Annotated in this window: 9 protein-coding genes and 1 riboswitch; of the genes, 4 read left to right on the forward strand and 5 right to left on the reverse strand. The window is 35.6% G+C overall.

Annotation, left to right across the window (positions count from 1 at the left end; all coding sequences use genetic code 11):
* Positions 1-53: 53 nt before the first annotated feature.
* On the forward strand, positions 54-1526 hold the full coding sequence (locus I6U49_RS00975) for a S41 family peptidase (protein WP_198627234.1): 1473 nt from the start codon (positions 54-56) through the stop codon (positions 1524-1526).
* 83 nt (positions 1527-1609) lie between these two features.
* Here I6U49_RS00975 and I6U49_RS00980 read toward each other — a convergent pair whose 3' ends face one another.
* Both I6U49_RS00980 and I6U49_RS00985 read right to left on the reverse strand, forming a co-directional pair.
* A complete protein-coding gene (locus tag I6U49_RS00980) occupies positions 1610-2728 on the reverse strand; it encodes a YncE family protein (RefSeq protein WP_198627235.1) in 1119 nt (372 codons plus the stop codon).
* 3 nt (positions 2729-2731) lie between these two features.
* Positions 2732-4573: a TonB-dependent receptor plug domain-containing protein gene (locus I6U49_RS00985; RefSeq protein ID WP_198627236.1), complete on the reverse strand. Its 1842-nt coding sequence runs from the start codon at positions 4571-4573 to the stop codon at positions 2732-2734.
* 33 nt (positions 4574-4606) lie between these two features.
* Positions 4607-4902: riboswitch (cobalamin riboswitch) on the reverse strand.
* A gap of 162 nt (positions 4903-5064) precedes the next feature.
* Here I6U49_RS00985 and I6U49_RS00990 point away from each other — a divergent pair.
* The 3 genes from I6U49_RS00990 to I6U49_RS01000 all read left to right on the forward strand — a co-directional run bounded on the left by I6U49_RS00990 (position 5065) and on the right by I6U49_RS01000 (position 8254).
* Positions 5065-6219: an ABC transporter substrate-binding protein gene (locus I6U49_RS00990; RefSeq protein ID WP_198627237.1), complete on the forward strand. Its 1155-nt coding sequence runs from the start codon at positions 5065-5067 to the stop codon at positions 6217-6219.
* Between the two features lie 206 nt (positions 6220-6425).
* Positions 6426-7457 carry an iron ABC transporter permease gene (locus tag I6U49_RS00995; protein ID WP_198627238.1) on the forward strand — a complete coding sequence of 344 codons (1032 nt, stop codon included), beginning with the start codon at positions 6426-6428 and terminating at the stop codon, positions 7455-7457.
* A gap of 2 nt (positions 7458-7459) precedes the next feature.
* Positions 7460-8254: an ABC transporter ATP-binding protein gene (locus I6U49_RS01000; protein ID WP_198627239.1), complete on the forward strand. Its 795-nt coding sequence runs from the start codon at positions 7460-7462 to the stop codon at positions 8252-8254.
* On the opposite strand, the gene I6U49_RS01005 is transcribed toward I6U49_RS01000, so the two are convergent.
* From I6U49_RS01005 to I6U49_RS01015, 3 genes are read right to left on the reverse strand one after another with little or no spacing between them, the layout of a single operon-like run.
* Entirely contained in the window at positions 8251-12243 is a 3993-nt protein-coding gene (locus I6U49_RS01005) for a DUF2194 domain-containing protein (RefSeq protein WP_198627240.1), read from the reverse strand. The genes I6U49_RS01000 and I6U49_RS01005 overlap by 4 nt on opposite strands.
* Positions 12243-14219: a hypothetical protein gene (locus tag I6U49_RS01010; RefSeq protein WP_198627241.1), complete on the reverse strand. Its 1977-nt coding sequence runs from the start codon at positions 14217-14219 to the stop codon at positions 12243-12245. Before I6U49_RS01010 ends, I6U49_RS01005 begins: the two co-directional genes overlap by 1 nt.
* 8 nt (positions 14220-14227) lie before the next feature.
* Positions 14228-15019 (reverse strand): endo alpha-1,4 polygalactosaminidase, encoded by a 792-nt coding sequence (locus tag I6U49_RS01015; protein ID WP_193709649.1) that lies wholly within the window; start codon positions 15017-15019, stop codon positions 14228-14230.
* Positions 15020-15023 lie beyond the last annotated feature (4 nt).

Consider the following 15023-nt stretch of genomic DNA (forward strand, 5'->3'; position numbering starts at 1 on the left):
TGGTTTTAAGTAATTGTAGGTATTTTTAGCAATCTAAAACAAACTTAACATTTATGAAGATTAATAAACTAATTTTATTTTTAGGCTTATCGCTGGGAATATTAAGCTCCTGCTCTACAGATAATGATGATGAGCGTTCTCCTATTGTAAAAGGTGAAGAAGATCCCAATTTAGAAATAGAGAATTATCTATATGATGCCATGAGCATTTTTTATGTCTACGAAGCAGATGTTGCAGAACTTGACGAAAATTATTTTGATTCTGAAGCCGATAAAGATGAATGGCTCGCCAGTTTTGATTCGCCGGAAGATCTCTTTAATGAAGGATTAAAAGTTCCCGCTCCAAAAGACCGATTTAGTTTTATTCTTGACGATTATACAATCCTGGAAAACAGCCAAAGCGGTATTAGTACTACCACCGGAATGGACTATGGTCTTGTAGCTTATGGAGAAAATGGGGTTTTTGGTTATGTACGCTATGTAATTCCCGGAAGCCCTGCCGATGAAGCCGAAGTAAAAAGAGGAATGCTTTTTACCGAAATTGATGGAGAAGCCATGAATCGCTCTAACTATCAATCGCTTTTGGCACGCGATGGTTATGAAATTTCTTTAGCTGAAGTAAATGAAAATGTAATTAGTGAAACCGGTGAAACAATCGCTTTAACCAGGGAACAAATTACCGAAAACCCGGTTTTTATTTCTAAGACCATGGAAGTAGACGGTATAAATGTGGGGTACCTAATGTATAATAGTTTTACTGCCGATTTTGATGATGAATTAAATGCTGCTTTTGGAGATTTAAAGGCTGAAGGCGTGGACGAGTTGGTTTTAGATCTTAGATATAATGGTGGCGGTTCTGTAGAAAGTGCGGTAGACCTTTCCAGTATGATTACCGGGCAGTTTGAAGGTGAAATATTCTCTAAACAAACCTGGAACGATCTTTTACAAAGTGAATTTACCCAGGAAGAATTGGTAGATAGGTTTAACGATAAAATTAGAACTGGCGAGTTGATTAATAGCTTAAACTTAAATAAAGTTTATGTTATTGGAACAGGTTCTACGGCATCAGCCAGTGAGTTGGTAATGAATGGCCTGGCGCCCTATATAAATGTAATACACGTAGGCTCATCTACCGTTGGTAAATTTCAGGCGGCCGCTCCTTTGTACGATTCGCCAAACTTTAACAAACAAAACCGTAATCCTAATCATAAATATGTAATTCAACCACTCATTTACGAATCAAAAAATGCTAATGAAGACGCTTATTATGAGGAAGGTTTAATCCCCGATATTGAGGCTGAAGAGGATATTGTTAATCTATTACCTTTAGGCGAAGCTAGCGAAACACTTCTAGCTGCTGCTTTAGCCGATATAACCGGAAACAAAATGGCTATTCCAGCAGTTTCTTACGATACCAGGTTTACTAAAATTGGAGAAAGTGGAGAGTCTAATGTAGATTATCAGAGAATGTATATTGATAAAATCCCAGAAGAAGTTAGGAAAAAAGCAGTAGAATTACAGAAGTAATTCTTTAAACTAAAAGGAAAAGCCCCGTCTCATTAATGAAACGGGGCTTTTTTATATAAGCAAATAACAGAAAAACAATATACTTAGTCGTTAAAGTAGAAGCCATTAGGGTTTACCCCTCCAGAGTCTATTTCATCTACCAATTCACCATTCATATTATAAATTCTTATTGTGCCATTAGAACTATAATCATTGGCATCTCCTGTATAGAAGTAACCATCTTCTAACTCGAATCCATAAAGAGCAAAAATATCTTCACTTAAAGTAAAAAGACTTTCAGTAGGTAGCTCTTCAGGTAGCTCTTCAGGTACCTCTTCAGCAGAAGTTTCCATAGAATAAACAGCACCATTAAGGAAATAATAAATTTTATCATTCTCAATTTCAAAGCTTGATGGATGATCTGTTATATTTGGAAAAATTATTTCATCAGATATCTCGTTAGTAGACAAATCTATTTTAGAGATACGCCCAGCCGTTTCTTCAATATCTTCAGGCCAAGATGGTATCCCGCTAGACATAACCCATAAGTATCCATCTTCAATCTCTAAAGAACTAGGTACATCTCCAACTTCTATACTTTTCTCAATAGAGTTAGAAACAGGATCTATAACCAAAATCTTATTATTAAAATTATATCCACCTTGTAAATTCACATATAGCTTATCATTCTCAGCAATAATCATCTCCGGCCCCTCTTCTACACTAATAGTTCCGGTAGCTTCATAGTTTTCCAAATCATATATTGCGATATAATCATCATTTGCATCAAAACCATCTCCCCAGTTAGTCACATAAATATGATCTTTGTAAACTACAACATCCCGTGGATAACTTAAACCGCTCTCTATTGTATGAACAAGCTCCATAGAGTTTCTATTTACAATATGAATTAAGTTTGAATAATTCATAACAATAAAAGCATAATCTTTTGTAAATGTAATATTCTGCCCGGTATCGCCCATTGGCTGATCATTCACTTTAGAGAATATCTCGGTATCAATGATCGAAAAATCATTACTTACGTAAGTTATCGTACTATTATTTTTACCAATCCCCCCCTCATTCAGTACAAAAAAACCATTGGTATAATCTCCTTCCGCTTGTGGCCCATCGGGATCAACAATATCATCGTCACTACTACAGGAATTTAATAAAAGCCCTCCTATTAAGGCCATAGACAATAGTTTGCTAATTCTCTTCATTGTTTAAAAATTAAGGTTTAGGTATATATTAAAATTTCTACCGGGCATCCACCGGTTTTCTACACTTTGGTATGCTTCATCAAAAATATTGAGTACTCTTGCCCCAATTTTATAGCTATGCTTTTTTCCAAAATCATAGCCTATTCCCAGGTTTGAAACCGTATAGGCATCCATATTATAACGAGCATTATTATCTGACCTGGTAAACGCCTCACCGGTATATAAAAGCTGATAATCCAGGCTTAACTTTTTAAAACTATAGGTAAAGGCAGCCGTAGCTTTATGAAAGGGTACATAAATAAGCTGGTAGCCGGTATTCATGTCTTCTGAAACGGTATATGCATAAGTTGCAGAAGCACCTATACTATGATTTTTTAAAATATTTGTTTGCCAATTAGCAAGTACCTCAAAGCCATAGGTTTCTACTCTCTCTTCATTTATTGGACGCCAGGCCCCTGTTTCTGAGGGTAGCCAACGAATCATATCATCAATTTGGTTGTAATAACCGGTAAGGCTAAAATTTAAATTTTTATAGTTAAAATGGTTTCCAAGTTCTACCTGGTTGGAGGTTTCGGGATTAAGATTGGGGTTTCCGGCACCCGTCCAATACAGGTCGTTATATGTTGGAATTCTAAAATTTCTGGAAGCGTTTATTTTAAAATTATATAAATTGGTTACATCATAATTAAGGCCCGCCGAAAACAATAACGGACTCTCATAATTATTGGTAACTTCTTTTCTTAAACCCAATTCGTACTGAAATTTCTTAAACGGCCGGTGTTTCATTAACAATGCCGAAGAAAAAATATTCCTGGTATTTTCAGTAATTCCCGATCCCGTTCCATCGGTATAGGTATTGGTTAATACAGCATTAAATTGCAATGTATTTGAAGGTGTGTATTTTATATCATACTTTCCTATGGTAGTCTTTGCTGCTCCAAACGTATAATTATTGGAAGCAATATTTGGATAATATCTATAGTTTTCATCCAAATAGGCCAACCTGGCTACCGAGATAAAATTGCCAAACTCACTAACCCATTCCAATAAATTCCGTGAATTTACATTACTGTATTTGGTTTTAGTTTCTGAAGGCCTTATCAATGAAAAATGACGTTCTCCTTCAAAAACTTCACTGTAAAACTTTAAGGTATTTCTTTTAGTAAACCTATATGCCAAACCAATATTTAGGTTATTGTTATAAAAGCTCCCATTTACGTTCTTCTTTCCTTTCAGCGGCCATTCATAATCATTATCTGAAGAGTTTCTGGCAAGAGCGGCACTTAAGCTCCATTTTTTGGTTGAAGTTTTAATTTTATATCGAGCATCTAAGGTGTTAAAACTCCCGTATTGTAAAAATAAATCCTGTTTAGTTTTTCCACTAAAATCCAGTTGGGTATTTAAGTGAATACTTCCGCCAATAGCCCCAGAGCCATACACAACACTTCCACCCCCACCACGAACACTTATATTATCAAATCCGCCTGCGTTTATGGTATTAAAGTCGGTTTGACCGTTAAATTGAGAATTAATATTAATTCCATTCCATAAAACTGCGGTTTGAGACGCAGTTGTTCCACGAAAAGATGGCGAAGAAACCATTCCAAGGCCATTTTCTTTAAAATAGATATTGGTATTAAAATTTAAAGCTGAAGTAAGTAGTGCTCCGTTTTTCTTTAAAACCGAATCGTTTAAAACGCTTACATGCTGCCCGGTAGAGAAATCTCTTAATTTAATATCGGTTAAAAACACCTCGTCCAAAACGTTTATAGTATCGTTTTGAGCCCATAATGGCAAGCCACAAAGCAAGCCAAGAAATAAAATATAAAATTGTCTATTTTTCATCTGCCCCTGACTTTTATCCCGAAAGTCTAAGAATTAATTAGTACTATTTTGGCAGGTCTCCTGGCTCGCGTCTCGTTGTTTACCTTCCCGTTCTAAGTAAAAACAGTGGTTTTTGAAGTGATAACAACAAGCATTCTGATTTAAAAATCAGAACTTAGCTTACAGTTGCGGGAACAGCTCAGGCTTAACAAAAGTTAGAAGGAAGAAGTTTGAAACACGAATAAAATATTCTTTCCTGGTATTTTGTACTTCTAACTTCGTACTTTTTTCCTGATTCCCTTTTAATCGGCGTGATAAAACACATCCGAACCAAAAATTTCAGTGCGAAATTAAACATTTATACGAGTTGTAACTATTAAATTCTAAATAATATTACTTTTGACAATTCCTCTTCCAAAAATATCTGAAACACTATGTTCAAGACAAACAAGGTTTCATTCTGGAAAATGAGAAAAAGCAAGTTTCAGTCAATTAGATTTAAGCGTATTAAAATGAAAAATAAGTTTACCTGGATTCTTAATTTTGTTATTCTATTTCTATTCCTAACTGCATGTAAGAATAACCAGAACGAACAAAAAACAACTTCTAAAAAGCTTGAAACAGCGCTTGAATTAAGTTACGCTAAGAGTTTTAGTATCAAAACATTTAATGATTTCTACCTAATAGAACTAAAATCTCCCTGGCCTAATGCCAAAGAGCCCTTCACTTATCTTCTTTTTAAGGAAAATGCTCAAATCCCAAAAGATTTAGAGTATGATCAAAAAGTGCAAATTCCGGTAAAAAAAATGGTTGTTACTTCTACCACGCATATTCCGGCACTCGAAGCTTTAAATGAAGAAAACAGCCTTATTGGTTTCCCGGGCTTAGATTATATCTCTTCTGAAAAAACCAGAAAACTGATTAATTCCGGCAAAATTAAAGAGTTGGGGAAAAACGAAAATATCAATACCGAAATACTTATAGACCTGGAACCCGAAGTAGTTATTGGTTTTGCTATAGATGCGAATAACAAAACCCTGGAAACAATTCAAAAAATGGGAATTCCGGTGATGTACAACGGCGATTGGACAGAAAAAACTCCACTTGGAAAAGCAGAATGGATCAAGTTTTTTGGTGCTTTTTACGATAAGTTAGCTGAAGCCGAAGAAGAGTTTGAATCTATTGAAAAAGCTTATAAAGAAGCTAAAGATTTAGCAAAGTCGGCTAGAAATACCCCAAAAGTCTTAAGTGGTGCTATGTATAAAGACCAATGGTATTTACCTTACGGAAACTCATGGCATGCACAGTTTATTAAAGACGCCAATGCTAATTACGTATATTCTAATACCCGGGGGAACGGCAGCATGGCATTATCTTTTGAAAGTGTGCTGGAAAAAGCCCAGAACGCCGATTTTTGGATAAGTGCCGGACAGTTTACTTCTTACTCGCAACTTTTAGAAGAATCGGAACATTACAGACAATTTGAAGTGTTTCAGAAAAAAAATGTTTACAGTGTAAGCCTAACTAAAGGTGAAACCGGTGGAGTAATTTATTTTGAACTTGGCCCGCAACGCCCAGATTTAGTACTAAAAGACCTGGTTGCTATATTTCACCCAGATCTACTTCCTAATTACGAAACTACTTTTTTTAAGGCCCTGGAAGAGTAATTTAGTAGCTTCAAGGCACTGGTTAAAACCTTATCTAAAAGTTTTTTTGAATTTCCGGGTAAGTATCATTGTGCATAAATCTTTTATATTGAGCACCCGGAAGTTTAAAATGGCCTTATATAGGCATCCATTTTTTATTATGCTTCTTCATTAATTTTATCTCCTCATTTTATTTCAGATATTTACACCCAAATAAATAACCGGTCTTGTTACATTCCCAAAAATATGTTCTTCCGCTGGTACTCCTTTTTCTGGGAGTGCTATTTCTTGGATTTTTGAATATTAGCCTGGGCTCGGTAAATATTCCATTTAAAGATGTCTTTGCTTCTATCTTTAACCTGGAAGTCTCTAAAGAAACCTGGCGATATATTATTGTGGAATATAGATTACCAAAAGCCATCACAGCCATTATAACCGGTTCTGGATTGGCCATAAGCGGGTTATTAATGCAAACGCTATTTAGAAATCCATTGGCCGGGCCATATGTTTTAGGGTTAAGTAGTGGCGCAAGTTTAGGCGTAGCCATTGTAATTATGGGAGCTTCTATTTTTGGAGGTGTTTTTGCAGGAGTACTGTTATCTAAATGGAGCCTTGTAATAGCATCTAGCCTGGGAAGTTTATTGGTTCTTATGGCAGTAATACTGGCTTCAATAAAGCTTAGGGATACCATGGCCATCTTAATTATAGGCTTAATGTTTGCCAGTTTAACCGCTGCAGTGGTAAGTGTTCTTTCCTATTTTAGCCCTGCAGCACAACTACAGCAATATATATTCTGGTCTTTTGGAAGTTTAGGAGACCTTTCGTGGAACGAAGTTGGCATTTTAACCATTTTTTGGCTGGTAGGTTTGGCACTTGCCATGTCTTGTATCAAAAACCTGGATACCTTACTGCTTGGGGAACAATACGCGAAAAGCCTGGGGGTAAGTATTAAAAGAAACCGATTTGTAATTATTATTGCTACCAGTTTACTTGCGGGCAGTATTACTGCTTTTGCCGGCCCTATTGCTTTTGTAGGTTTAGCTGTTCCACACTTAATAAGGCAGGTAATTCCTGTAAACAATCACCAAATTTTAGTTCCCGCAGTTATTTTAGGCGGAGCTGCTTTAATGCTTATTTGTGATATTGCAGCCCAATTACCGGGGCAGGAATATACCCTGCCCATAAATGCCATAACTTCTTTGATTGGTGCCCCGGTAGTGATTTGGCTTTTAGTTCGCAAACGAAAATTTCTATTCTAACATTGGAGAAATCCCAACAACATAGTATTCTTAAAACCACTAACCTGGATATTGGCTACAGCACAAAAGCTAAAAAAACCATTATTGCTAAGGCTATTGATATTGAAGTAAACCAGGGAGAACTTGTTGCCGTAATTGGTGTAAATGGAGTTGGAAAGTCTACATTTCTACGAACATTAAGCGGTGTTCAGGATGCACTTCAAGGCGAGGTTTTAGTAAAACACCAAAAAATTAAACAAATAGATTCCCTGGAACTAGCCTCTTTAATAAGTCTTGTGCTTACCGAGCAACCCATTTCTAAAAATCTGAGTGTTTTTGAGTTGGTGGCACTGGGTAGGCAGCCGTATACCAATTGGATTGGCCGATTAGGTAAAAATGATCTTCGCCAAATAAAGAAAGCGTTGCAGCATGTAGGCATTGAAGACCTGCAAAACAAAAAATGCTACGAATTAAGTGACGGGCAATTACAAAAGGTATTAATAGCCCGTGCTATAGCTCAAAACACCCCCCTGGTTATTCTGGATGAACCCACCACCCATTTAGACCTTTACCATAAAGCTTATGTGCTAAAACTGCTAAAAAAGCTTACCAGGAAAACAAACAAAGCTATTGTGTTTGCTTCGCATGAAATCAATCTAGCCATTCAGCTGTGCGATAAGATAATTTTAATGCAGCCAAACAAAGTTAGTACAGGTTCTCCCCGGGAACTGTTGGAATCTGGTGCCTTTTCCAGTGTCTTCCCTGAGGGCTTAATCGTTTTTGATAAAGCTTCCGCTTCTTTTAAAATTAAGCCTTAATTCTCCTTAAAAATATATTTTAAACCAAATGTAAAGTTATTGGAGTAAAAGTTTTTTAGTGTGTAAAATTCGGCCCGGGCATCAAAATAAAGATACTTTGAAACTGGCCAGGTTATATTTCCGCGGTAGCGTTGAAATTCATCAGAAAAAGTATCGAGGAAATAACCCGCATCCAGATTGATCTTCCAAAAATTATTTTCATCTAAATATTCGTATGTCAGTCCCATTCCGCCATATAATCTTTTATCTAAGGTCCAGTAAGGATATCCGCCCGTTCTGGTTGAATTACCCAACATTCCTGAGATTTCGGAATAAGGTTTAAATTTAGACTTATCATTAAGGACAACATCCATAGAAATACCGGTTAAAGCCTGTATATCCTGCACATCGTCGCTAAAATGATTCCCCTCCAGGTAAAGAATTGCGCGAAATTTTTTCTTAAACTGAAGTTCTTCGTAAATATTTAATTGGGTTTGGTAAATATCCAGGGAATAGGCCGGTCCTGTAATAGCAGGTTTCCTGGAAAGTTGCACCGAACTATACAGGCTGTCTATAGAAATAGAGGCCGAAGCATTTAAATGCAAATAAGCTTTCCCTACTTCATTAAACTCCAAACGGGTACCAAAACCATAATTAATCTTTTCAAACCTTTCCCGTGATTTAAACCTATAAATCAAACCGGGCAATTGCTCATCTATATTGTTTTTTAAACTTTCCTGCACAGGTATGGCATAGGCTTTATAATAGCTAAGTCCGAATTGATGTTGATGTAACTTTTTATCCCGGATACCATACACAGCCTCGGTACCAAAAGAAGTAGGGTCTAGCCTATCGCTAATAATATTACTCTTCAAACTTAGAAAATCACCTTCGGTAATTCTTAGGTTATGCTTTAGTTGTGCGGCCACTTCCGGGTAAAAAAGAGATGGATATCCCTTCAATAGCATTCGTTTTTCCAGGGAACTTAAATAGCGAACATCTTTGTTGAGCTGTCTTCTTAAGCGTTCTTTTTTCTCTGAATCTACCAATTGTGAAGTTAATTTCCAGGCCTTGGTTATCTGGCCCCGCCCCAAATAATATTCCGCCATAAATGCCTGGATAAGCTCTTTTTCCTTCAAATTATTTTTCACGGAATAATTAGCGTACAAACGTTCTACTTCGTTATAATTCTTTAAGGCATACAACCACTGCATTCGCTCTACAACAGGGAAATTATCGGCACAGGCAGACCACTCCAATGCTTTTCTAAAACTTCCCTGGTTGCCATAGGTGTAGGCAATTGTAGCTGCCAGCGGCTTGAGTCCTTTATCACAAGCTTTTATCTCCAAAAGTTCCTGAGCCGCTTTTTTATTATTATCGGCAATAAGATATTCTATATAAATAGGAAAATTCTTCTCTTTAAAAAATTCGTAATCCCCAGATTGCAATCGCCAATTATTCACTGATTCTTCACCAATTTCTTTGCTGCATTTAGACCATAAAATGGCTTTTTCATATTCTCCGGCATCAGCAAAAATCCAGGAAATAGTTGAAGCGGCAGACTTAAAATCTTCCCGGCAGAGTGCAATGTCCTTAACAAGGTTAAAGGCAGTTTCAGGAAATTTTTCATTTAAAAGTGATAAATAGCCAAACCTGTTTTCAGCCGAATTGGCATTATCTATTAATTTTAATAATTCATTACGGCTTAGCTGAACTTCGGTTTCACTACCAAAATAAGCAATAAAATCTTTCCTAAAACCTACATTTTTTGGATATAATTCTATTTGCCTTAACATCCATCGTCTTCTGGTTTCCAAATTTGGGTAATCGCTTTGGGCTGTAAATTCTACAGAAAGCGCAACATAAACCGAAGATGCTTTTTTGGAAAATTTTTGTTCCAGTAAAGGCCATATTTCATTCTGACGTCCCTCCCAGCCCAGATACTTAAATAAATCTATCCAGGTTTGCCGATTAAAATTATTAGCAATGCTAATTTCAGACTTCAACTCTTCGATTTTCCTTTCTACCTCCACATCACCTTGATTTTCTGAAGGTTTTGTAGATAAATAAACCTCAAACTCCTGTTGCAACGAATTTTGTAAATTACGAGGAGAATTATTTTTGAATTTAGGTAAGCTCAGTTGGTTTTTAAAAGTTTGAATATTATATAGAAAACCTTCCAAAAGAGGTGTTTTAGTATATTTACGCTTATTCTGAGTAAGATAGGACTCTATTTCATTATTATTTTCTGCGGATATATAAACAAACCAAAAATTTTCATTTTCTGCTGAATTTTTGGTCTGGGCAGACACCTGGACAGTCTTTTCCCCTTCTGAAAATTGATATGTAGTCTCTCGCCAATTTTTGGTAATTTTTGCCGCATCTGAAACCTTTAAAAATCGAATAAGGGGAAAGGTTTCTTTTACTCCTTGTATATAATCCCTAAATCTAGGCAGCAAGCCGGGAGAACCATCATCTGAAATTCTCCAACCATAAGCGTTTATATTTCTCAAAATATAATCTCCAGCACTGTCCAAACCTTCTTCCCCGGGAATTTGATAAATATCATCGGGATGGATAAAATGGGTCCAAATACCGGTATAAAGATACAATGACTGTTGATTAAATTCCTGGGTTGATGTCATTGCAAAACCACTGGTTATCCTTGGGAAATTAAAGAAATGGTAATTGTAAGGTTCGGGATCAAACTCCCGATATCCCCCTTCCTCAAAATCCCCCAAATAAAGGCTGGCATTATACTTAATACTTGGTATATTTTCTTCCAATGCCAAAAAACCCGTACTATCTATAATATTAGATGGCGGCACATACGATTTAGGTAACTCGCCATAACCACGTGCAGCCCAACGTTTTTTAACCGCCTGCAAACTTAACCCCATATAGCTTTTGCTAGGCCATTCTGCCTGCGTAAGTGAAACGTGATTATAGCCATGTAGGTCTATTTCATGCGTGGAGTTTCTTATATCAAACATCAATTTATCGGAACCATTTTGTCCTTCTAAAATAGAACGTTCCCATTCCCCAAAATTAAATGGTGGAGTTGTTTTATTAGAATAATCAAAACAAACATAAGCCGAATAAGCGATATCTTCTTCTTTAGCCAATTTCAACATATCTTTCCACCAAACTTTTGAATAAAAGTCGGCCTGGCTTAAGTCCATCTCCGATTGCACCGGCTCCATTTTGGCATTATAAAGCGGTGCCGGAAAATCATCTAACATAATACTTGAGGCATTTGCTATTGGGTAAGGAACCCCTTCTAAACCTTCTAAAATGGCAGCAAAAAATAACCCACGCTCCTGCTTTTGCGAAAATTGTTCTGTGTTAAAGGAAATAACCGTCCCCTTTCCTATTCTATTCTTAATGATTAGTGGATAACTTTCTTCAGAAAATGCAGTTGCCAAAACCTCAACCTCTTCTTTAAAGTTATTTTCTTTTAATCCATAATGAATGGTACTGTTCCTGTAGTGCTTTCCTTTTAATCCGGGTATAAAATCTGTTTTAAATAGAAATCCCTTAGCGGTAGTGTTTATTTGTAAATCGGCGTCTGCTTTTACTCCGGCTAAAAATCCAAAATTTTTATCTACTCCAGTCGTAGGAATAAAAAGATGTCCGCCATTTGCAACAAAATTGATAAGAAAATCCATAGCCCGGGGGTTTAATTGGGCCAGATTATAAATTACTATGCTTTTTACCGAACCCGGTATGCCGGGTTCTTTATTAAAATCTTCCTGTGAAATTTCACCAAAAGGAATTTTTGCATAATTAAGGGTCTTTCGAATGTGCCTACTGTTTTTTAGGCTTAAATCATTCTCTGCATCTAAAATATAAGCTACCAGGGGCGTATTGCTAATTTCATCATAAAGTACCCGAGGATTGCTCTTTATACTTTTAGAGTCTTCACCATCGGCCTGACAGCCCGCTATAAAAGATACAAGAAAGCCTAAGGATATATATATTAATAAATTGATTAGTAGTTTTATTCTCATCAAAATAATAATTCATTAATGTTGCTAGAACGAGGTCTATTCTCTATCTTATATACTTTTAAAAGCCTGGTATTATAATAGACACTTACTGCCCTACCTTTGGCTTTTAGTAATTCTATTCTCTCTTTTGTTAATGATTGCTGTGCTTTAAAAGCTTCTTTTTCGGTAGTATCTTCATATACAAAAACAAACAAGGTTTCAGGCAAGATAATATCCGGATTATTCAAAAGATAGGTTGCATTATTTCTATACGTGTTGAACCTTCTATCACGTTGAATATAATTTTCATTAAAATAATCGTAGTTATAATAATAATGGTCGTTATTACTAAAGCTATAATAGGGCAAAGAATTTACAATAGCATAAGAATAGGGCAAATTTTCTGATTGTATCTTTGCATAAGCTTCAAATACATTGTTTTCTGTTTTATTAGACTCAAAATTGAAAGTAGCTTCCTGCGGAAATGTGTATATAGCAAAACCTAAAATTATTGCGGCACCACTAACAACTTCAATAATGGTGCTCAATGGACTTTGCTTTTTAAAAATAGCAATTAGATTTACTACAATGTTTAGTATTATTCCGAAGAAAATTGGAATAAACACACATAGCACCTGACTTAAAAGATCCAAATCTAATAAAACCTCGTCTATATGGTAAAGACCGAATAGTATATTAAGGAAAATTAGGAAAATAAGACTCGCAAGCCATTTATGTGGTTTCTTTAGGTATTTAAAGATGGTGATAACTAAAAAAACAACTGCTGCAACCTGGTAATAATAAATAAGTTCTTTAAATGGAAGAACTAAACTGGAATTGTATGTATAAGCATCAAAAGAAAAAAGGTTGGAAACAATAAAAGCCCCCATATCTTCTTGCTTTATAAGAGCTGCCACTCCATAAATAACACCAATTAGACTAACCGAAGCAAGATATGCGAAAATAACTTGAGACACCTGCTTTAAGTTATCCCTAAATTTAAAGAAGAACAAAATAAATAGGAAAAGAGGAATTATTAGCAAGCCTACAAACAAGTCTAAAATTAAAATAGTTGTAAAAAGAACCACAAACCATCCAAATATGAGCTTTCTATTAAAACGAAAACTTTGTGGATAAATACCAAAAAACATGGTAGGCACTGCAATAATTAGGGCCGTAAAAACAGACTTGTGTTCCGCTACTAAATCTAAATTCATTGGCAGAAAGGAATATAGTAAGGCAAAACTTAAGCCTGCCAATATACCCGGGGCGTGTTTTCGGGAAATCTTATAAACTACCCAATATATAACCAGGGAGAGCAAGGCAGATTCCAGAAGTCCGAAAGATTGCAAAGCCTCAGCATTCGTGATACTGGTTATTTTTGCGTAAAGATTTATAATTAAGTAATCTCCCATCATTTCACCCGGATGAAAAAACCACGTCTCAAAAGAAAGGTCGTTTATTAGGTTTAACTTTTTAAACCAGTGGTACGAAAGCGTGAATACATCTTCACTAAATAACGAGCTTCTGGAAACATAGGTTATTATAGGCAATAAAAAGCCAATTGCCAATTGCCAGTTTTTATGGTATTCAGATAATCCTTCCCCTCTATTCTTATACGTGGGTTTTATAATGTTATCTCTATCCAAAAAACTCTTTCGCCTTTCAAGCTTGATTACGGCATACAGAATAGTACGGGTATATATTCTTTGTAGCTGATCCCTAATTGGTTTTCTATAATTAAGGTTCATAAAGGTTAAGCTAATAACGGCAATAGCAATACAAATTATAACAAATAGATCAAATGTATTAGTAAGCACTAATATAAAACCTCCTAAAAGCACGGAAGCAAGAATTAAGGTGATGGTAGGAATTAAGAAGTTTAATGCTGTTTGCGCAGAGACACGGGCAGAAATTATTCTATGTATTAAAAGAATTAATACAAAGAACAAAATAATTCTTAAGGGTCCGGCAAGTAGGTAGGGCTCTAAAAACATAATTCACTTCAGTTTTTATCAGGAATACTTTGTAAATCTATTTTCCCAATAAAATAGGGCCAGTTATTTTCTTCCAATCTTTGGTCTATGGCCTTTTTTAATTTCTTAGTTTCGGCATATTCTATTAAAATTACGGGGACTTTATAATTCCTATAAGCTTCTTCAAGTTCGTGTAAAAGTCGTAAATAGGTTTCTTCTTCCCTTAATTGATATTTATTTTTACCGAAATCATAATCGGTTACCACACTCTCTTTGGCTACCGAATTGATATACGGATGAGTATCTTCAATTATTGATACACCTGCATTCTGCATTAAATAAATCTCAGGGAAAAGAATCTTTACAGTTTTTAGAAAGTCTAAAAGAGCAGGTTTCTTTTCTGGAGTTGGACCAAATTTGGTATAGTTGTCTATGTTGTCCAAAAACATTCCGTCCAATCCCTTTTTCATATTAAATTTAATAATATCCATAAGAGATTTACTGGTCTCCTTATTTTCTATATCTAAAATATGACTATTCCATATATTGTTTTTTCCCAGGGAAAAATCTTTTATTTCAGGATAATGGGCCGCCGATTCATTGACCTCCCCTAAACTTATATATCCTAATACTGTATTATTTTGCTGCTTTAGTACCTGAATATCCTTACTATCGAAATGAGCACTTTCCAATACCACTATTTCATATCCCGAGACATCTTTGGGGTAAAAATCGCCATAAGTAAAAAGTATTTGCTTTTCTTTAGTAAGTTGCTGGGCTAAAGCCTGGGCAGTTTGGAATAAAATTGCGCCTGTAATCATGAAA

The organism is Salegentibacter maritimus, from assembly GCF_016236915.1.
Classification (GTDB): Bacteria; Bacteroidota; Bacteroidia; order Flavobacteriales; family Flavobacteriaceae; genus Salegentibacter; species Salegentibacter maritimus.

What these genes read in the sequence shown, in the direction of transcription:
- I6U49_RS00975 (WP_198627234.1), top strand. Translation starts at nt 54, where the DNA reads ATGAAGATTAATAAACTAATTTTATTTTTAGGCTTATCGCTGGGAATA.
- I6U49_RS00980 (WP_198627235.1), bottom strand. Translation starts at nt 2,728, where the DNA reads ATGAAGAGAATTAGCAAACTATTGTCTATGGCCTTAATAGGAGGGCTT.
- I6U49_RS00985 (WP_198627236.1), bottom strand. Translation starts at nt 4,573, where the DNA reads ATGAAAAATAGACAATTTTATATTTTATTTCTTGGCTTGCTTTGTGGC.
- I6U49_RS00990 (WP_198627237.1), top strand. Translation starts at nt 5,065, where the DNA reads ATGAAAAATAAGTTTACCTGGATTCTTAATTTTGTTATTCTATTTCTA.
- I6U49_RS01005 (WP_198627240.1), bottom strand. Translation starts at nt 12,243, where the DNA reads ATGAGAATAAAACTACTAATCAATTTATTAATATATATATCCTTAGGC.
- I6U49_RS01010 (WP_198627241.1), bottom strand. Translation starts at nt 14,219, where the DNA reads ATGTTTTTAGAGCCCTACCTACTTGCCGGACCCTTAAGAATTATTTTG.
- I6U49_RS01015 (WP_193709649.1), bottom strand. Translation starts at nt 15,019, where the DNA reads ATGATTACAGGCGCAATTTTATTCCAAACTGCCCAGGCTTTAGCCCAG.